Source organism: Cellulomonas sp. PS-H5 (genome assembly GCF_019265565.1).
Classification (GTDB): domain Bacteria; phylum Actinomycetota; class Actinomycetes; order Actinomycetales; family Cellulomonadaceae; genus Cellulomonas.
In genome coordinates, this window is sequence record NZ_JAHVCI010000019.1 from 17,702 (window position 1) to 35,414 (window position 17,713).

At 70.8% G+C, this 17,713-nt stretch carries 27 protein-coding genes; all 27 read left to right on the plus strand.

Translation table 11 applies throughout. The annotated features are described in order from the left end of the window. Nucleotides 1–5 precede the first annotated feature (5 nt). The 27 genes from tuf to map all read left to right on the plus strand — a co-directional run bounded on the left by tuf (nucleotide 6) and on the right by map (nucleotide 17,707). Entirely contained in the window at nucleotides 6–1,196 is a 1,191-nt protein-coding gene (gene tuf, locus J5O08_RS09590; protein ID WP_147794364.1) for an elongation factor Tu, read from the plus strand. Nucleotides 1,197–1,382: 186 nt separating this feature from the next. After that, nucleotides 1,383–3,008, plus strand: a complete 1,626-nt coding sequence (locus J5O08_RS09595) for a methyl-accepting chemotaxis protein (protein ID WP_218706646.1) — start codon at nucleotides 1,383–1,385, stop codon at nucleotides 3,006–3,008. Between the two features lie 251 nt (nucleotides 3,009–3,259). Next, nucleotides 3,260–4,213, plus strand: a complete 954-nt coding sequence (locus J5O08_RS09600) for a hypothetical protein (protein WP_218706648.1) — start codon at nucleotides 3,260–3,262, stop codon at nucleotides 4,211–4,213. 548 nt (nucleotides 4,214–4,761) lie between these two features. After that, nucleotides 4,762–5,070 carry a 30S ribosomal protein S10 gene (rpsJ, locus tag J5O08_RS09605; RefSeq protein WP_122147693.1) on the plus strand — a complete coding sequence of 103 codons (309 nt, stop codon included), beginning with the start codon at nucleotides 4,762–4,764 and terminating at the stop codon, nucleotides 5,068–5,070. 23 nt (nucleotides 5,071–5,093) lie between these two features. Next, entirely contained in the window at nucleotides 5,094–5,753 is a 660-nt protein-coding gene (rplC, locus tag J5O08_RS09610; RefSeq protein ID WP_147794361.1) for a 50S ribosomal protein L3, read from the plus strand. 5 nt (nucleotides 5,754–5,758) lie between these two features. After that, the gene (rplD, locus tag J5O08_RS09615; protein WP_218706665.1) at nucleotides 5,759–6,451 is read left to right on the plus strand and encodes a 50S ribosomal protein L4; all 693 of its coding nucleotides are present in this window, start codon (nucleotides 5,759–5,761) and stop codon (nucleotides 6,449–6,451) included. Then, nucleotides 6,448–6,750: a 50S ribosomal protein L23 gene (rplW, locus tag J5O08_RS09620; RefSeq protein WP_203669141.1), complete on the plus strand. Its 303-nt coding sequence runs from the start codon at nucleotides 6,448–6,450 to the stop codon at nucleotides 6,748–6,750. The genes rplD and rplW overlap by 4 nt, the downstream gene beginning before the upstream one ends. 33 nt (nucleotides 6,751–6,783) lie before the next feature. Then, nucleotides 6,784–7,620, plus strand: coding sequence for a 50S ribosomal protein L2 (gene rplB, locus J5O08_RS09625; RefSeq protein ID WP_147794359.1), 837 nt, complete (start codon nucleotides 6,784–6,786; stop codon nucleotides 7,618–7,620). A gap of 16 nt (nucleotides 7,621–7,636) precedes the next feature. Beyond that, nucleotides 7,637–7,918 carry a 30S ribosomal protein S19 gene (rpsS, locus tag J5O08_RS09630; RefSeq protein WP_147794358.1) on the plus strand — a complete coding sequence of 94 codons (282 nt, stop codon included), beginning with the start codon at nucleotides 7,637–7,639 and terminating at the stop codon, nucleotides 7,916–7,918. 55 nt (nucleotides 7,919–7,973) lie between these two features. Then, complete coding sequence (rplV, locus tag J5O08_RS09635) at nucleotides 7,974–8,339, plus strand: 50S ribosomal protein L22 (RefSeq protein ID WP_147794357.1); 366 nt, start codon at nucleotides 7,974–7,976, stop codon at nucleotides 8,337–8,339. 2 nt (nucleotides 8,340–8,341) lie between these two features. Beyond that, complete coding sequence (rpsC, locus tag J5O08_RS09640; RefSeq protein ID WP_147794356.1) at nucleotides 8,342–9,181, plus strand: 30S ribosomal protein S3; 840 nt, start codon at nucleotides 8,342–8,344, stop codon at nucleotides 9,179–9,181. A gap of 3 nt (nucleotides 9,182–9,184) precedes the next feature. Continuing rightward, entirely contained in the window at nucleotides 9,185–9,601 is a 417-nt protein-coding gene (rplP, locus tag J5O08_RS09645; protein ID WP_122147685.1) for a 50S ribosomal protein L16, read from the plus strand. Beyond that, the gene (gene rpmC, locus J5O08_RS09650) at nucleotides 9,601–9,840 is read left to right on the plus strand and encodes a 50S ribosomal protein L29 (protein WP_109130752.1); all 240 of its coding nucleotides are present in this window, start codon (nucleotides 9,601–9,603) and stop codon (nucleotides 9,838–9,840) included. Before rplP ends, rpmC begins: the two co-directional genes overlap by 1 nt. Nucleotides 9,841–9,847: 7 nt before the next feature. Continuing rightward, nucleotides 9,848–10,141 (plus strand): 30S ribosomal protein S17, encoded by a 294-nt coding sequence (rpsQ, locus tag J5O08_RS09655; protein WP_218706649.1) that lies wholly within the window; start codon nucleotides 9,848–9,850, stop codon nucleotides 10,139–10,141. 79 nt (nucleotides 10,142–10,220) lie between these two features. Beyond that, nucleotides 10,221–10,589 carry a 50S ribosomal protein L14 gene (gene rplN, locus J5O08_RS09660; protein WP_146838605.1) on the plus strand — a complete coding sequence of 123 codons (369 nt, stop codon included), beginning with the start codon at nucleotides 10,221–10,223 and terminating at the stop codon, nucleotides 10,587–10,589. Between the two features lies 1 nt (nucleotide 10,590). Further along, the gene (rplX, locus tag J5O08_RS09665; protein ID WP_147794354.1) at nucleotides 10,591–10,938 is read left to right on the plus strand and encodes a 50S ribosomal protein L24; all 348 of its coding nucleotides are present in this window, start codon (nucleotides 10,591–10,593) and stop codon (nucleotides 10,936–10,938) included. After that, nucleotides 10,938–11,519, plus strand: a complete 582-nt coding sequence (gene rplE / locus J5O08_RS09670; protein ID WP_218706650.1) for a 50S ribosomal protein L5 — start codon at nucleotides 10,938–10,940, stop codon at nucleotides 11,517–11,519. The genes rplX and rplE overlap by 1 nt, the downstream gene beginning before the upstream one ends. Nucleotide 11,520: 1 nt before the next feature. Beyond that, nucleotides 11,521–11,706: a type Z 30S ribosomal protein S14 gene (locus J5O08_RS09675; protein ID WP_122147680.1), complete on the plus strand. Its 186-nt coding sequence runs from the start codon at nucleotides 11,521–11,523 to the stop codon at nucleotides 11,704–11,706. 82 nt (nucleotides 11,707–11,788) lie between these two features. Next, nucleotides 11,789–12,187, plus strand: coding sequence for a 30S ribosomal protein S8 (gene rpsH / locus J5O08_RS09680; protein WP_147794352.1), 399 nt, complete (start codon nucleotides 11,789–11,791; stop codon nucleotides 12,185–12,187). Nucleotides 12,188–12,212: 25 nt separating this feature from the next. After that, nucleotides 12,213–12,752, plus strand: coding sequence for a 50S ribosomal protein L6 (gene rplF, locus J5O08_RS09685; RefSeq protein ID WP_147794351.1), 540 nt, complete (start codon nucleotides 12,213–12,215; stop codon nucleotides 12,750–12,752). Between the two features lie 3 nt (nucleotides 12,753–12,755). After that, nucleotides 12,756–13,127, plus strand: coding sequence for a 50S ribosomal protein L18 (gene rplR / locus J5O08_RS09690; RefSeq protein WP_217614944.1), 372 nt, complete (start codon nucleotides 12,756–12,758; stop codon nucleotides 13,125–13,127). A 37-nt stretch (nucleotides 13,128–13,164) separates the two neighbouring features. Then, nucleotides 13,165–13,809: a 30S ribosomal protein S5 gene (gene rpsE, locus J5O08_RS09695; protein ID WP_147794349.1), complete on the plus strand. Its 645-nt coding sequence runs from the start codon at nucleotides 13,165–13,167 to the stop codon at nucleotides 13,807–13,809. Next, nucleotides 13,809–13,991 (plus strand): 50S ribosomal protein L30, encoded by a 183-nt coding sequence (rpmD, locus tag J5O08_RS09700; protein ID WP_146838591.1) that lies wholly within the window; start codon nucleotides 13,809–13,811, stop codon nucleotides 13,989–13,991. Before rpsE ends, rpmD begins: the two co-directional genes overlap by 1 nt. Before the next feature lie 2 nt (nucleotides 13,992–13,993). Then, nucleotides 13,994–14,689: a 50S ribosomal protein L15 gene (rplO, locus tag J5O08_RS09705; protein WP_218706651.1), complete on the plus strand. Its 696-nt coding sequence runs from the start codon at nucleotides 13,994–13,996 to the stop codon at nucleotides 14,687–14,689. A 260-nt stretch (nucleotides 14,690–14,949) separates the two neighbouring features. Continuing rightward, nucleotides 14,950–16,245: a preprotein translocase subunit SecY gene (gene secY, locus J5O08_RS09710; RefSeq protein WP_217614943.1), complete on the plus strand. Its 1,296-nt coding sequence runs from the start codon at nucleotides 14,950–14,952 to the stop codon at nucleotides 16,243–16,245. Further along, nucleotides 16,242–16,838 (plus strand): adenylate kinase, encoded by a 597-nt coding sequence (locus tag J5O08_RS09715; RefSeq protein WP_218706652.1) that lies wholly within the window; start codon nucleotides 16,242–16,244, stop codon nucleotides 16,836–16,838. Before secY ends, J5O08_RS09715 begins: the two co-directional genes overlap by 4 nt. Nucleotides 16,839–16,852: 14 nt before the next feature. Beyond that, nucleotides 16,853–17,707: a type I methionyl aminopeptidase gene (gene map, locus J5O08_RS09720; protein ID WP_218706653.1), complete on the plus strand. Its 855-nt coding sequence runs from the start codon at nucleotides 16,853–16,855 to the stop codon at nucleotides 17,705–17,707. Nucleotides 17,708–17,713 lie beyond the last annotated feature (6 nt).

Below are 17,713 nucleotides of genomic sequence, written 5' to 3' on the forward strand. Positions count from 1 at the left end.
ACCCAGTGGGCAAGGCGAAGTTCGAGCGGACCAAGCCGCACGTCAACATCGGGACCATCGGTCACGTCGACCACGGCAAGACGACGCTGACCGCTGCCATCTCGAAGGTGCTGCACGACAAGTACCCGGAGCTGAACCCCTTCACGCCGTTCGACGAGATCGACAAGGCGCCCGAGGAGAAGCAGCGCGGCATCACGATCAACATCGCGCACGTCGAGTACCAGACGGAAAAGCGTCACTACGCTCACGTCGACGCGCCGGGTCACGCCGACTACATCAAGAACATGATCACGGGTGCGGCGCAGATGGACGGCGCCATCCTCGTGGTCGCCGCCACCGACGGCCCGATGGCCCAGACGCGCGAGCACGTCCTGCTCGCCCGTCAGGTCGGCGTGCCCTACCTGCTCGTGGCGCTCAACAAGTCCGACATGGTCGACGACGAGGAGATCCTCGAGCTCGTCGAGATGGAGGTCCGCGAGCTGCTGTCGTCGCAGGGCTTCGACGGCGACAACGCGCCGGTCATCCGCGTCTCCGGCCTGAAGGCCCTCGAGGGCGACGCCCAGTGGGTCAAGTCGGTCGAGGACCTGCTGGACGCCGTGGACGAGTCCGTCCCGGAGCCGGTCCGTGACATGGACAAGCCGTTCCTCATGCCGATCGAGGACGTCTTCACGATCACCGGTCGTGGCACCGTCGTCACCGGCAAGGTCGACCGCGGCAAGCTGCAGATCAACTCCGAGGTCGAGATCGTCGGCATCCGCCCGGCGCAGAAGACCACGGTCACCGGCATCGAGATGTTCCACAAGCAGATGGACGAGGCGTGGGCCGGCGAGAACTGCGGCCTCCTGCTCCGTGGCACCAAGCGTGAGGACGTCGAGCGCGGCCAGGTCGTCGTGAAGCCGGGCTCGATCACGCCGCACACCGAGTTCGAGGGTCAGGTCTACATCCTGGCCAAGGACGAGGGCGGGCGTCACAACCCGTTCTACTCGAACTACCGTCCGCAGTTCTACTTCCGGACCACGGACGTCACCGGCGTCATCACGCTGCCCGAGGGCACCGAGATGGTCATGCCCGGCGACAACACGGAGATCTCCGTGACGCTGATCCAGCCCATCGCGATGGAGGAGGGCCTCGGCTTCGCCATCCGCGAGGGTGGCCGCACCGTCGGCTCGGGCCGCGTCACCAAGATCATCAAGTGATCTGACCCCTCCGGGGGACACCGCTTGACCGGGAGGGCCCGGGTGCTTCGGCACCCGGGCCCTTCTGCGTGCCCGGGCCACGGATGGGTGACGGTTCAACCAGTTGGCGAGAAACCGTCAGCACGGTCGGGATCGCGACGATGGGAAGGCTGCCCCGTGCAGCCAACTCCTGAGGAGCACCGTCCCGTGAGCGCCCGCCCGTCGTCCCGCCCGTCCGCCGTCCGCCGCGGCGCAGGCGGCATCGCCGCGAAGATCCTGCTGTCCGTGGCGATCATGGCCGTCGTCGCCCTCGCCACCGGCCTGCTCGCCGTCGCCCGCCTCGGGTCGCTCGACGACCAGGTGCAGCGGATCCAGGCGGAGAACGTGCTGCGCCTCGACGCGCTCGTCGGCATCCAGCAGAACCTCGCGGCCACCTACAAGGGCACCATCCGGTACACCACGCCGGGGGAGACCCTCGGCTCGGACGAGGCGCTGCAGCAGACGCTCGCCGCGGAGGACGGCGTCACCGAGGCGCTGGCGCAGTACACGGCCGTCCCGGACGCCGACCCCGCGTGGCAGGAGAACGTCGACGCGTTCGAGGCCGCGTGGACCGGGTACCTCGACCTGTTCAACACCGAGGTGCTCGGGCAGCCGGCGCCGGCCGGGTACACCTCGCCGACCGTCGACCAGCTCGTGGCGACCTTCAACGCGGCCGAGGCGTCGCTCGCCGAGACGGCCGACGCCCTCGGCGACTACGAGGTCACGCTGACCACCGAGGCGTCCACCGCCGCGCACACCCAGGCCGCGGAGTCCCGGGTCCTCGTGATCGTGCTGCTGCTCGCCGGCGTGGCCGGCGCCGTCGTCGTCGCCCTGCTCGTCGGCCGCAGCACGGCCCGCCGGGTCGCCCAGGTCCGGGACGTGCTCGAGGCGCTCGCCGAGGGCGACCTGACCGAGCGCCCGGTGCCCGACGGCGCCGACGAGATCGGCCAGATGGGCCGCGCCGCCGCCCGCGCCGCGGTGAGCCTCCGCGAGACCGTGCACACGCTCGCCGAGAGCTCGGCCGCCCTCGACCGGGGCTCCGCCGCGCTGCTCGACCGGGCGCACGAGATCGCCGGCACCTCCGAGGCCACCACCGACCAGACCCGCGCGCTCGGCGTCGCGGCGAAGGACGTCTCGGCGAACGTGCTGACCGTCGCCACCGGCGCCGAGCAGATGGGCGCGGCGATCCGGGAGATCTCGCAGTCCGCGCAGGAGGCGGCGCGGGTGGCGAACCAGGCCGTGGCGTCCGCCGAGCAGACGAACGCGACCGTGGGCAAGCTCGGGGAGTCGTCCGCCGAGATCGGCAACGTCGTCAAGGTGATCACCACGATCGCCGAGCAGACCAACCTGCTCGCCCTCAACGCCACCATCGAGGCCGCGCGGGCGGGGGAGGCCGGCAAGGGGTTCGCGGTCGTCGCGTCCGAGGTCAAGGAGCTGGCCCAGGAGACCGCGCGCGCCACCGAGGACATCGCGACCCGCGTCCGCGCCATCCAGGAGGACAGCACCGAGGCGGCGGGCGCCATCGCCGGCATCGCGGAGGTCATCGCGCGGATCAACGACTACCAGGCCACCATCGCCAGCGCCGTCGAGGAGCAGAACGCCACGACGACGGAGATCAGCCGCAGCATCGCGCAGACCGCGACGGGCGCCACCCAGATCGCCGCGGGCATCGACGATGTCGAGGCGCAGGCGGCCGTCACCTCCGGGAGCGGCGAGGCCACCCGCACCCAGGCCGAGCACCTGTCGCAGCTGGCGGCCACCCTCACGACGACGGTCACCCGCTTCCGCCTCTGACCGGCGGGCGCGCCGGGGTGCGCCGAGCGCGCCGGGGTGCGCCGAGCGCGGTCGTTCCAGCCGAGCGCGGTCGTCGGATCGTCCGCGCTGGGCGGGGCCCGCCGCGCTCGGCGGGAACTACCGCGCTGGGCGGGCCTGCGGGGCCGGGCGGGACCTGCCGCGCTCGGCGAGGACTGCCGCGCTGGACGGCGGGATGGGATCGGCCTGGGGACGACCGCTGTCTGCGAGGGCGGGGGTGGCACGGTGGTGGCATGACCAGCACGCGTGACCGCACGGGCCCGGCGCCGCTGCTCACACCCGCGCTCCTGCGCGCGCGGGGCGAGGACGTCGACGGGTTGGCGCGGGGCGCCCGCCAGGGGGCGCTGCACCGGGTGCGACGAGGGGTGTACTGCCCCGCCTCGTCGTGGGACGCGGCCGACGAGGCGCACCGGCACCTGCTCCGCGTGCAGGCCGCGGCGGACGCCCTGCAGGATCCCGTCTTCTCGCACCGGTCCGCCGCGGCTGTCTGGGGACTGCCTCTCATCGGACCCTGGCCCCGGGACGTCGAGGTGGTCGCGCCGTCGTCGTCGGGCGGCCGGTCGGCGCCAGGCGTCCGGCGGCGCACAGCCGCTCCGGTACCCGCCCCGGTCCTGACGAGGGGGCTGCCCGTCACCGACCTGAGTCGGACCGTGGTCGACCTGGCGTGCACCGAACCGTTCGCGTCGGCGGTGGTCGCCGCAGACCACGCGCTCGGCCGTATGGGCCTCGACCCCGACGCCGCGCGCGCGGTCCTCGCCTCCCGCGGGTCGGCGCGCGGGGTGCGGCGCGCACGCGAGGTCCTCGCGTTCGCGGACGGCCGGTCCGAGTCACCGGGGGAGTCGCTCAGCCGGGTGCGCATGCGGGAGGTCGGTGCCCCGGTGCCGGTGCTGCAGCAGGAGCTGCGGGACGGCGACGGGTTCGTCGCCCGGGTCGACTTCTGGTGGGTCGAGCACCGCCTCGTGGGGGAGTTCGACGGTCGGCTCAAGTACCGCTCCGACGGTCCGCGGGACGGGCGGTCCGTGGAGGAGCGGGTGTGGGCGGAGAAGCGGAGAGAGGACCGCATCCGCTCCCACGGGGTGCGTGTGATCCGGTGGACCTGGCAGGACGCGATGGATCCGGACGCCATGCGCCGCGTGCTCGGTGCCGCGGGCCTGCTCGACCACGGGGCGGGTCGCCGAGCCCGATAGCCGGCGTCGAGCGCGGGAGACAGCGTCGAGCGCGGTAGATCCAGCCGAGCGCGGTACCTTGAGCTACCGCGCTCGACTGGAGGTACCGCAGCCGCCGGCCGGGTCAGCCCGCGGCCGCACCGGTAGCTGCGGCCGTGACGGGCGGGTGGCACCCGTGACGGGCGACCGGCGCCGGCGCCCGGCGGCCCTCGCAGGGTGGCGGGGCGGGCCCCGCGGTGGCGCGGGGCGCGTGATCACGCGGGTGTGACGCAGGTCCGGTTGGACCTTTCGGGTCCCGACTGGCACACTAGACAAGTTGCCCGACGACGGGGGTGTCTGCGCGCGTGCGCTCCGACGCCCCGAGGAACGGGCACGGGACGCGTGCGAGTCCAGCTCACAGCCCGGGGTCACCCGGCGTCGGACTCATCACCAAACGAACGACCTCGTCCCGGCCGGCGCGCGCCCTGCGCACCCGGACGGGACCGGCGCTGAGGAACGTCGCGAAAAGCGACACGCCCGAGCGCGGGGGTCGGACTCCAGTAGTTCGAGAGAGAGAAGCAGACGACGCCATGGCGGGACAGAAGATCCGCATCCGGCTCAAGTCCTACGACCACGAGGTCATCGACAGCTCGGCGCGCAAGATCGTCGACACGGTGAGCCGCGCTGGTGCGACGGTCGTGGGCCCGGTGCCGCTCCCGACGGAGAAGAACGTCTTCGTCGTCATCCGGTCGCCCCACAAGTACAAGGACAGCCGCGAGCACTTCGAGATGCGCACGCACAAGCGGCTCATCGACATCATCGATCCCACGCCGAAGGCGGTCGACTCGCTCATGCGTCTCGACCTGCCCGCGGACGTGAACATCGAGATCAAGCTCTGACGCTGGGAAGGAACTGATCTTTCATGGTTACCCAGCAGAACGCGCGCCCCGTCACGGCGGTGCTCGGCACGAAGCTCGGCATGACGCAGGTGTGGGACGACAACGGTCGTCTCGTCCCCGTCACGGTCGTCTCGGTCGGCACCAACGTCGTGACCCAGGTGCGCTCCGCTGAGGCCGACGGCTACGCCGCGGTGCAGCTGGCCTACGGCCAGGTGGACCCGCGCAAGGTCACGAAGCCGCTGAAGGGCCACTTCGAGAAGGCGGGGGTCACCCCCCGTCGGCACGTGGCCGAGATCCGGACGCCGGACGCCGCCGAGTACACGCTCGGCCAGGAGATCACCGCGGAGGCCTTCGCGGCCGGCGCGCTGGTCGACGTCATCGGCACCACCAAGGGCAAGGGCACCGCCGGTGTCATGAAGCGCCACGGGTTCTCCGGCGTGGGCGCCTCGCACGGTGCGCACCGCAACCACCGCAAGCCGGGCTCGATCGGTGGCGCCTCGACGCCGTCGCGCGTGTTCAAGGGCCTGCGGATGGCCGGTCGCATGGGCCACGCCCGCCAGACCACCCAGAACCTGACCGTCCACGCGGTCGACGCCGAGAAGGGTCTGCTGCTGCTCAAGGGCGCGGTTCCGGGCCCGAAGCGGGGCGTCGTCGTCGTGCGTACCGCCGTGAAGGGGGCATGAACCACATGTCCGAGACGCTGACCGTCGACGTGCTCGACGCCCAGGGCAAGAAGGCCGGCACGGCCGACCTGCCCGGTGAGGTGTTCGACGCGCAGACGAACGTCCCGCTGATCCACCAGGTGGTCGTCGCCCAGCTCGCCGCCGCGCGCCAGGGCACCCACGACACCAAGACCCGCGGCGAGGTCCGCGGTGGTGGCAAGAAGCCGTACAAGCAGAAGGGCACCGGCCGCGCCCGCCAGGGTTCGACCCGTGCGCCGCAGTTCGCCGGCGGTGGCACCGTCCACGGCCCGACCCCGCGCGACTACTCCCAGCGGACCCCGAAGAAGATGAAGGCCGCGGCGCTCCGCGGTGCTCTCTCGGACCGCGCCCGCGCCGGCCGCGTCCACGTCGTCACCGGCTTCGGTGTCGACGAGGCGCCGTCGACCAAGGCCGCGCTGCAGGTCCTGGACACGCTGTCCGGCCGCAAGCACGTCCTCGTGGTCGTGGAGCGTGCGGACGAGCTGGCCTGGAAGTCGCTGCGGAACGTCGAGCGGGTCCACCTGCTCGTCGCCGACCAGCTCAACACCTACGACGTGCTCGTCTCCGACGACGTCGTGTTCACCCAGGGCGCGCTCGACACGTTCCTCGCCGGTCCCGTCAAGGGCCGCGGCGCGACCGCCGTCGCGACGTCGTCCGAGGCCGAGGAGGACGCCAAGTGACCGCCGTCGCCAAGGACCCCCGCGACATCCTGATCGCGCCGGTCGTCTCCGAGAAGAGCTACGGGCTGCTCGACGAGGGCAAGTACACCTTCATCGTCGACCCGCGCGCCAACAAGACCGAGATCAAGATCGCCGTCGAGCAGGTCTTCTCGGTCAAGGTCGACTCCGTGAACACGATCAACCGCAAGGGCAAGACGCGGCGGACCCGTTCCGGCATCGGCAAGCGCAAGGACACGAAGCGCGCGATCGTCACCCTCCGCGAGGGCACGATCGACATCTTCGGCGGACCGGTCGGCTGACCGGGCCCGAGAGCAGATTGAGGACAGATCCCCATGGGAATCCGTAAGTACAAGCCGACGACGCCGGGGCGCCGCGGCGCGAGCGTCGCCGACTTCGTCGAGATCACGCGCTCCACGCCGGAGAAGTCTCTGGTCCGCCCGCTGCACAAGACCGGTGGTCGTAACTCGACCGGCCGCGTCACCATGCGGCACCAGGGTGGTGGCCACAAGCGCGCCTACCGCGTGATCGACTTCCGTCGTCACGACAAGGACGGCGTGCCGGCCAAGGTCGCGCACATCGAGTACGACCCGAACCGCACGGCGCGCATCGCGCTGCTGCACTACGCGGACGGCGAGAAGCGCTACATCATCGCGCCGAACAAGCTGAAGCAGGGCGACGTCGTCGAGAACGGCGCCGGTGCCGACATCAAGCCCGGCAACAACCTGCCGCTGCGCAACATCCCGACCGGTACCACGATCCACGCCATCGAGCTCAAGCCCGGTGGCGGCGCCAAGATCGCCCGCTCCGCGGGTGCCTCGGTGCAGCTGGTCGCGAAGGACGGGCCGTACGCGCAGCTCCGCATGCCGTCCGGCGAGATCCGCAACGTCGACCTGCGCTGCCGCGCCACGGTCGGCGAGGTGGGCAACGCCGAGCAGTCGAACATCAACTGGGGCAAGGCCGGCCGCATGCGCTGGAAGGGCAAGCGCCCCTCGGTCCGCGGTGTCGCGATGAACCCGATCGACCACCCGCACGGTGGTGGTGAGGGCAAGACGTCCGGTGGTCGTCACCCGGTGAGCCCCTGGGGCCAGCCGGAGGGCCGCACGCGTCGTCCGAACAAGCCGAGCGACAAGCTCATCGTCCGTCGCCGCCGCACCGGCAAGAAGCGCTGATAGGGAGCCGGGAGACATGCCTCGCAGCCTGAAGAAGGGGCCCTTCGTCGACGGGCACCTGCAGAAGAAGGTCGACGTTCAGAACGCCGCCGGCACCAAGAACGTCATCAAGACGTGGTCGCGTCGTTCGATGATCACCCCGGACTTCCTGGGCCACACGTTCGCGGTGCACGACGGCCGCAAGCACACGCCGGTGTTCGTGACGGAGTCGATGGTCGGGCACAAGCTCGGCGAGTTCGCCCCGACGCGCACGTTCCGCGGCCACGAGAAGGACGACCGGAAGGGCCGTCGCCGCTGACCCCCGGGTCAGCTGAGCGACTGCCCTGACGGCAGAGACAGAAGGCAGGACAGCAATGGAAGCCAAGGCGAAGGCGCGGTTCGTCCGCGTCACGCCCCAGAAGGCCCGGCGCGTCGTGGACCTCATCCGTGGCAAGCAGGCCGGCGAGGCCGTGTCGACGCTGAAGTTCGCGCCGCAGGCCGCTGGTGAGACGGTCCTCAAGGTCGTCGAGTCGGCGATCGCGAACGCCCGCGAGGGCGCCAAGCGCGCCGGTGAGCGCTTCGACGAGGGCAACCTCTACGTGGCCGAGGCGTTCGTGGACGAGGGTCCGACGCTGAAGCGGTTCCGCCCCCGGGCGCAGGGCCGCGCGAGCCAGATCCTCAAGCGCACGAGCCACATCACCGTGGTCGTCGCCGAGCGTGAGACGAAGGGAAGGGCCTGACAGTGGGACAGAAGGTCAACCCGCTCGGGTACCGCCTGGGCATCACGACCGACCACCGCTCGCGGTGGTTCGCCGACTCGACCAAGCCGGGTCAGCGGTACCGCGACTACGTCCGCGAGGACGTGCAGATCCGCAAGCTCATGAGCACGGGTCTGGAGCGCGCGGGCATCGCGAAGGTGGAGATCGAGCGCACGCGTGACCGCGTCCGCGTCGACATCCACACCGCGCGCCCGGGCATCGTCATCGGCCGCCGCGGCGCCGAGGCGGACCGCATCCGCGGTGAGCTCGAGAAGCTCACCGGCAAGCAGGTGCAGCTCAACATCCTCGAGGTCAAGAACGCCGAGATCGAGGCGCAGCTGGTCGCGCAGGGCATCGCCGAGCAGCTGGCGAGCCGCGTGTCCTTCCGTCGTGCGATGCGCAAGGGCATGCAGTCCGCGCAGCGCGCCGGCGCCAAGGGCATCCGCGTGCAGGTCTCCGGCCGCCTCGGCGGTGCGGAGATGAGCCGCACGGAGTTCTACCGCGAGGGCCGGGTGCCGCTGCACACGCTCCGCGCGAACATCGACTACGGCTTCTTCGAGGCCCGCACGACCTTCGGCCGCATCGGCGTGAAGGTCTGGGTCTACAAGGGCGACATGACCGAGCGCGACTTCGCCCGCGAGCAGGCCACGCAGGCCCCGCGCCAGTCCCGCGGCCCCCGTGGGGACCGTGGCGACCGCGGCGGCGACCGTGGCCCGCGTGGCGGCGGCCGCCGGAACGAGCGGACCGAGGCCCCCGCGGCCGAGGCCACCGCTGCTCCGGCCGCCGAGGCGACGACCGCTCCTGAGACCGGAACGGAGGCCTGAGCCGTGCTGATCCCGCGCAGGCTGAAGCACCGCAAGCAGCACCACCCGGGGCGCTCCGGCGCCGCGACCGGTGGCACCGCGATCTCGTTCGGCGAGTTCGGCATCCAGGCTCTGGAGCCGGCCTACGTCACGAACCGCCAGATCGAGGCTGCTCGTATCGCGATGACCCGCCACATCAAGCGTGGCGGCAAGGTCTGGATCAACATCTACCCGGACCGTCCGCTCACGAAGAAGCCCGCCGAGACCCGCATGGGTTCCGGTAAGGGTTCGCCGGAGTGGTGGATCGCCAACGTCAAGCCCGGCCGAGTGATGTTCGAGCTCGCCGGCGTCCCGGAGCCGCTGGCTCGCGAGGCCATGCGCCGCGCGCAGCACAAGCTCCCGATGAAGACCCGTTTCGTGGTTCGCGAGGGTGGTAACTGATGGCTATCGGCACCAAGGACCTGGCTCCCACCGAGCTGGACGCCTTCGACGACGAGCGCCTCGTGGCCGAGCTGAAGAAGGCCAAGGAGGAGCTGTTCAACCTGCGCTTCCAGTCGGCCACCGGTCAGCTCGAGAGCCACGGCCGCCTCAAGGCCGTGCGTCGCGACATCGCCCGGATCTACACGATCCTGCGCGAGCGCGAGCTCGGCATCCGGACCGCGCCCAGCGCGAGCGAGTGAGGACTCGATGAGCGAGAACACCAACGAGACCACCACCGCTACGGGGACCCAGCGTCCCTACCGCAAGACGCGGCGCGGCTACGTGGTCAGCGACAAGATGGACAAGACCGTCGTGGTCGAGGTCGAGGACCGGGTCAAGCACCCGCTCTACGGCAAGGTCATCCGGCGGACCAGCAAGGTCAAGGCGCACGACGAGGCCAGCTCGGCCGGCGTCGGTGACCTGGTCCTCATCATGGAGACCCGCCCGCTCTCCGCCACCAAGCGGTGGCGTCTGGTGGAGATCCTCGAGAAGGCGAAGTAAGGCTCGCGCCTTCTTGTCCACTATCCGTTCGGCCAGGCTCGCCGTGTGCGAGAACCGGCAGACGACAGGAGTTCGATAGATGATTCAGCAGGAGTCGCGACTTCGGGTCGCCGACAACACGGGTGCGAAGGAGATCCTCTGCATCCGCGTTCTCGGTGGTTCGGGCCGTCGCTACGCCGGTATCGGTGACGTGATCGTCGCCACCGTCAAGGACGCGATCCCGGGCGGCAACGTCAAGAAGGGCGACGTCGTCAAGGCGGTCGTCGTGCGCACCCGCAAGGAGCGCCGGCGCGTGGACGGCTCGTACATCAAGTTCGACGAGAACGCCGCGGTGATCCTCAAGAACGACGGTGAGCCCCGTGGTACGCGCATCTTCGGCCCGGTGGGCCGCGAGCTGCGCGACAAGAAGTTCATGAAGATCATCTCGCTGGCGCCGGAGGTGCTCTGACATGGCGAAGATCAAGAAGGGCGACCTCGTGGTCGTCATCTCCGGCTCCCGCAAGGACCGGGGCAAGCAGGGGCGCGTCCTCGAGGTCCTCACGGACCGCGACCGCGTGCTCGTCGAGGGCATCCACCGCATCACGAAGCACACCAAGGTCGGCCAGAGCCAGCGCGGCTCCCGCACCGGTGGCATCGAGACGGTCGAGGCCCCCATCCACATCAGCAACGTGATGCTGGTCGACCCCGAGACCAAGCGTGGTACCCGGGTCGGCTACCGCACCGAGCAGGTCGAGCGCGACGGCCGGACCCGCACCGTTCGGGTCCGCGTCGCCAAGCGCTCCGGTAAGGACATCTGATGACCGCCACCGACGAGACGACGCGCGCCTACCCGGTCCCGCGCCTGAAGGTCCGGTACAACGACGCCATCCGCACGGCGCTCCGTGAGGAGTTCTCCCACGAGAACGTGAACCAGGTCGCGCGCCTGGTGAAGGTCGTCGTGAACATGGGTGTCGGCGACGCGGCCAAGGACTCGAAGCTGATCGAGGGCGCCATCCGCGACCTCCAGCAGATCACGGGTCAGAAGCCGCAGGTCACCAAGGCCCGCAAGTCCATCGCGCAGTTCAAGCTGCGCGAGGGCATGCCGATCGGCGCGCACGTCACGCTGCGCGGCGACCGTGCCTGGGAGTTCCTGGACCGCCTGCTGTCGACCGCGCTGCCGCGCATCCGCGACTTCCGCGGGCTGTCGCCGAAGCAGTTCGACGGCCACGGCAACTACACCTTCGGTCTGACCGAGCAGTCGATGTTCCACGAGATCAACCAGGACAAGATCGACCGGGTCCGGGGCATGGACATCACGGTGGTCACCACCGCGACCACGGACGCGGAGGGCCGGGCGCTGCTCAAGCACCTGGGCTTCCCGTTCAAGGAGGAGAACTGACATGGCGAAGACCGCCCTGATCAACAAGGCCGCGGGCAAGCAGAAGTTCGCCGTGCGGGCCTACACCCGGTGCCAGCGCTGCGGGCGTCCGCACTCCGTGTACCGCAAGTTCGGCCTGTGCCGGATCTGCGTGCGCGAGATGGCCCACGCGGGCCAGCTCCCCGGTGTGACCAAGAGCAGCTGGTAAACAACGACGTCGCAGGTCCGCGGCGCGCCGCCCCCACGGGCGGCCGCCGCGGAAACCACGGCGAGGAAGGGCGATAGCCCCCATGACGATGACCGACCCGATCGCAGACTTCCTGACGCGTCTGCGCAACGCGAACTCGGCGCACCACGACACGGTGACCATCCCGTACTCGAAGCTGAAGTCGCACATCGCGGAGATCCTGCAGGCCGAGGGCTACATCTCCGGCTGGACCACCGAGGACGCCCGCGTGGGCAAGAACCTCGTGGTCGAGCTGAAGTACGGCCCGAGCCGCGAGCGTGCGCTCGCCGGCATCAAGCGCGTGTCGAAGCCCGGCCTCCGGGTGTACGCGAAGTCGACCAACCTGCCGAAGGTCCTCGGTGGCCTGGGCGTGGCGATCCTGTCCACGTCCTCCGGTCTCCTGACGGACAAGCAGGCCGCCAAGAAGGGCGTGGGTGGGGAAGTCCTCGCCTACGTCTGGTAAGTCCGAGACGGAAAGGAGCTAGCCAATGTCTCGTATCGGCAGAATCCCCGTTTCGGTCCCGGCCGGCGTGGATGTTTCCATCAACGGCGCCGTCGTGACGGTGAAGGGCCCCAAGGGCACCCTCACGCACACGGTCGCGTCGCCCATCGAGGTCGCCCGCGACGACGAGGGGGCCCTCGTGGTCACCCGTCCGAACGACGAGCGCCTCTCGCGGTCGCTGCACGGCCTCACGCGCACCCTCCTGGCGAACCTTGTCACCGGCGTCACCGCCGGCTACGAGAAGAAGCTGGAGATCGTCGGCACCGGTTACCGCGTGTCGGCCAAGGGTGACGCGCTCGAGTTCGCGCTCGGCTTCAGCCACCCGGTGTCCGTGACGCCGCCCGCCGGCATCACCTTCGCCGTCGAGTCCCCGACCAAGTTCTCGGTCTCGGGCATCGACAAGCAGCAGGTGGGCGAGGTCGCCGCGAACATCCGCAAGATCCGCAAGCCCGAGCCGTACAAGGGCAAGGGCGTGCGCTACGCGGGCGAGAACGTCCGCCGCAAGGTCGGAAAGGCTGGTAAGTGAGCCATGGCGATCAGCATCATCGGTAAGGGCAAGTTCAAGGCCCGTCGCCGCCGCCACCTGCGGCTGCGCAAGAAGGTCGCCGGCACCGCCGCGCGTCCCCGCCTGGTCGTCACCCGGTCGAACCGCAACCTCGTCGCGCAGGTCGTCGACGACGCCGTGGGCCGCACCCTGGTCTCCGCCTCGACCCTCGAGGTGGACCTGCGTGCCGCCGAGGGCGACAAGACGGCCAAGGCCCGTCGCGTCGGCGAGCTGATCGCCGAGCGCGCCAAGGCGGCCGGCATCGACGCGGTGGTCTTCGACCGCGGCGGCAACAAGTACCACGGGCGTGTGGCCGCAGTGGCCGACGCCGCCCGCGAGGGCGGTCTGGCGCTGTGACGACGACCATTCCCGCATCGAAGAAGAGGATCCACTGATGGCTGCTCCTCAGCGCAGCAACACGGGCGCTCCCCAGGGCCAGGGTGGCGGTGACCGCCGCGACGGCGGTCGTCGCGACGGCCGCCGGGGCGACGCCGCCGAGAAGAGCGCGTTCCTCGAGCGCGTCGTGTCGATCAACCGCGTGGCCAAGGTCGTCAAGGGTGGTCGCCGGTTCAGCTTCACCGCCCTGGTGGTCGTCGGCGACGGCGACGGCACGGTCGGTGTCGGCTACGGCAAGGCCAAGGAGGTGCCCGCGGCGATCGCCAAGGGTGTCGAGGAGGCGAAGAAGAACTTCTTCCGCGTCCCCCGCATCCAGGGCACCATCACCCACCCCATCCAGGGTGAGGCCGCCGCCGGTGTCGTCTTCCTGCGTCCCGCGTCCCCGGGTACCGGCGTGATCGCCGGTGGTCCGGTGCGCGCGGTGCTCGAGTGCGCCGGCGTCCACGACATCCTGTCCAAGTCCCTCGGCTCCTCCAACGCCATCAACATCGTGCACGCCACGGTCGCGGCGCTGAAGGGTCTCGAGGAGCCGGCCGCCGTGGCGGCGCGCCGTGGCCTGCCGCTCGAGCACGTCGCCCCGGCGCCGCTGCTCAAGGCGCAGGCGGCGGGTCGTGCGGCCAAGACGGAGAAGGTGGGTGCCTGATGGCCCGCCTCAAGGTGACCCAGACGAAGTCCGCCATCGGCGGCAAGCAGAACCAGCGCGACACGCTGCGCACCCTGGGCCTCAAGCGGATCGGCGACGTCGTCGTCAAGGAGGACCGTCCTGAGATCCGCGGCATGGTCAAGACGGTGACGCACCTGGTCGCGGTCGAGGAGGTGGAGTGACGATGGCGGAGAAGGACACCGAGAAGGTCGAGGAGACCGCTGCCGCGGCTCCGAAGGCCACGCGCGCCAAGAAGGCGACGGCGACCGAGTCGTCCGCCGCCGAGAAGCCGGCCCGCAAGGCCCCGGCCCGCACGACCAAGGCGAAGGCCGAGGCCGAGGCGGCTGCCGAGGAGAAGCCGGCTGCGAAGGCGAAGGCCCCCAAGGCCGCCGCCGCCAAGGCCCCCAAGGCCGAGGCGCAGGCGACCGAGGGTGCCGGCGGCACGCTCAAGGTGCACCACCTGCGTCCGGCCCCGGGTGCCAAGACCGCCAAGACCCGCGTGGGTCGTGGTGAGGCGTCCAAGGGCAAGACCGCCGGTCGCGGTACCAAGGGCACCAAGGCCCGGTACCAGGTGCCGGAGCGCTTCGAGGGCGGGCAGATGCCGCTGCACATGCGGCTGCCCAAGCTCCGCGGCTTCAAGAACCCGTTCCGGGTCGAGTACCAGGTCGTGAACCTGGACAAGCTGTCGGCGCTCTACCCCGACGGCGGCGACGTCACGGTGGCGGACCTGGTCGCGAAGGGCGCGGTCCGCAAGGGCCAGCCCGTCAAGGTGCTCGGCACCGGCGAGCTCACGGTGAAGGTGGCCGTGGCCGTCGACGCGTACTCCGGTTCGGCCAAGGAGAAGATCCTGGCCGCCGGCGGCAGCGTCGCGCAGGACTGATCCCAGACGAACGGGGTCGGCGAGGGCTCCACGCCCCGCCGGCCCCGTTCGGCTTTCCCCGGGGGACCGGGCCCGTCGCGGCCCGTGACCCCGCCGCCGCCACGGCCGCACGGCCGTGGGGCGATGCCCACCCAGGGACGGAAGTCCGTTAGGGTTCGGCAGGGCGTCGGGCGCCGCGGTGCGCCCGACCCGACGACGGACCGGCGCGCGGCGTGCCGGACGCCTCGACGACATCCCGCTTCGGCGGAGCAGGAGGACACGTGCTCAGCGCATTCGTGCGGGCGTTCAGGACACCCGACCTGCGGCGCAAGCTGCTGTTCACCATCGGCATCATGGTGGTCTTCCGCATCGGCTCGTTCCTGCCGACGCCGGGCGTGTCCTACCCGAACGTGCAGATCTGCATCGACCAGGGCGAGTCGAACACGCTGCTCGGCCTGGTGAACCTGTTCAGCGGCGGTGCGCTGCTGCAGCTGTCGGTGTTCGCGCTCGGGATCATGCCGTACATCACCGCGAGCATCATCATCCAGCTGCTCCGCGTGGTCATCCCGCGGTTCGAGGCCCTGCACAAGGAGGGCCAGTCGGGCACCGCGAAGCTCACGCAGTACACGCGGTACCTGACCATCGGCCTGGCGGTCCTGCAGTCGACGACGGTCATCATCACGGCGCGCAACGGCCAGCTCTTCCAGGGCTGCTCCGTCGACGTGATCCCGGACGACAGCATCGTGACGACGCTGCTCATGATCATCACGATGACCGCCGGTACCGGCCTCATCATGTGGCTGGGCGAGCTCATCACCGAGCGTGGCGTCGGCAACGGCATGTCCCTGCTCATCTTCACCTCGATCGCCGCGTCCTTCCCCGGCGCCATGTGGTCGATCGCGGGCGGCTCCGGCGGCATCGGCGCGTTCCTGGTGATCATGGCGATCATCGTCCTGGTCATCGCGCTGGTCGTCTTCGTCGAGCAGTCCCAGCGCCGGATCCCGGTGCAGTACGCCAAGCGCATGGTCGGGCGCCGCACCTACGGCGGGTCCTCCACGTACATCCCGATCAAGATCAACATGGCCGGCGTCATCCCGGTGATCTTCGCGTCGTCCCTGCTCCAGGTCCCCGCCCTGCTCGCCGGCTTCGGCGACCAGACCGCCGGCTGGAAGCAGTGGGTCGCGAACAACCTCGCCGCCACGGACGCGCCGCTGCACATCGCGCTGTACGTCCTGCTGATCATCTTCTTCTGCTACTTCTACACGGCGATCACGTTCAACCCGGACGAGGTCGCGGACAACATGAAGCGGTACGGCGGGTTCATCCCCGGCATCCGCGCCGGCCGCCCCACGGCCGAGTACCTGGACTACGTGATCACCCGCATCACGGCGCCCGGGTCCCTGTACCTCGCGCTGGTCGCGCTGATCCCGACGATCGCGTTCATCGTCCTGGGCGTCGGCACGAACATCCCGTTCGGCGGCTCGTCGATCCTCATCGTCGTGGGCGTCGGCCTCGAGACGGTGAAGCAGATCCAGTCGCAGCTCGAGCAGCGCCACTACGAAGGGTTCCTCCGATGAGCCACGACTCCGGCTCCACCGCCCGCCTCGTCCTGCTCGGCCCTCCCGGGGCCGGCAAGGGCACCCAGGCCGCGCGCCTGGCCGAGCGGCTCGGCGTCCCGGCGATCTCGACCGGCGACATCTTCCGCGCCAACATCAAGGGCGGCACCGAGCTCGGCCGCACCGCGCAGGAGTACACCGCGCGCGGCGAGCTCGTCCCGGACGAGGTCACGAACGCGATGGTGCGCGACCGGCTCGCGCAGCCGGACGCCGTGCAGGGCTTCCTGCTCGACGGCTACCCGCGCAACACGGCGCAGGTCGGCGAGCTCGACGCGATCCTCGAGGCCGACGGCCGCGCCCTGGACGCCGCGCTCGAGATCACCGCGGACGCGAACGTCGTCGTCGAGCGGCTGCTGAAGCGCGCCGAGATCGAGGGGCGCGCGGACGACACCGAGCCGGTGATCCGTCGCCGCCTGGACGTCTACGCCGAGCAGACCGCCCCCGTTTCGGGCCTGTACGCCGAGCGCGACCTGCTGGTCCGCGTGGACGGCATCGGCGAGGTCGACGAGGTCACCGAGCGGCTGCTCGCGGCCCTCGCCTCGCAGGTCGGCTGACCGGCGGGGGAGTCGTGTTCGGACGCGAGAAGATCGAGCTCAAGACGCCCGACCAGGTGCTGCTCATGCGGCGCGCCGGGCTCGTGGTCGCGGACGCCCTGGCGGCGGCCCGCGCGGCCGCCGTGCCGGGCGCCACGACCGCCGACCTGGACGCCGTCGCCGCCGCGGTGATCACGGACGCCGGCGCCCTGCCGTCGTTCCTCGGGTACTACGACTACCCGGCGACCATCTGCGTGTCGGTCAACGACGAGGTCGTGCACGGCATCCCGTCCGGCCGCGTGCTGCAGCCGGGCGACGTGGTGTCGATCGACTGCGGCGCGATCGTCGAGGGCTGGCACGGCGACTCGGCGCTCACCCTCGTGCTGCCCGAGGCCGACCCTGCCGACCAGGCCCTGGCGGACCTGACCGAGCGCTGCATGTGGGACGGCATCGCCGCGCTCGCCGGCGAGGGCGGCGGGATCGCCGACCGGCTCGCGGTCGTGGGCGACGCGGTCGAGGACGCCGTCGCGGCGGCGGACGCCTCGGTCAACGGCGGCGTGCCGTTCGGCATCGTGCAGGACTACGTCGGGCACGGCATCGGCTCCGCGATGCACCAGCCGCCGGACGTGCTGAACTACCGGTCCCGCGACCGCGGCCCGAAGCTGCGCGCCGGGATGTGCCTGGCCGTCGAGCCGATGATCACCCGGGGTGGCCACGCGACCGAGGTGCTCGACGACGACTGGACGGTCGTCACGGCCGACGGCGCCCGCGCGGCGCACTGGGAGCACTCGGTCGCCCTGCACGACGGCGGCATCTGGGTGCTCACGGCCGTCGACGGCGGCGCGGCCGAGCTGGCCGCGCGCGGCGTGACCGTCGCCCCGCTGGGCTGACGCCGG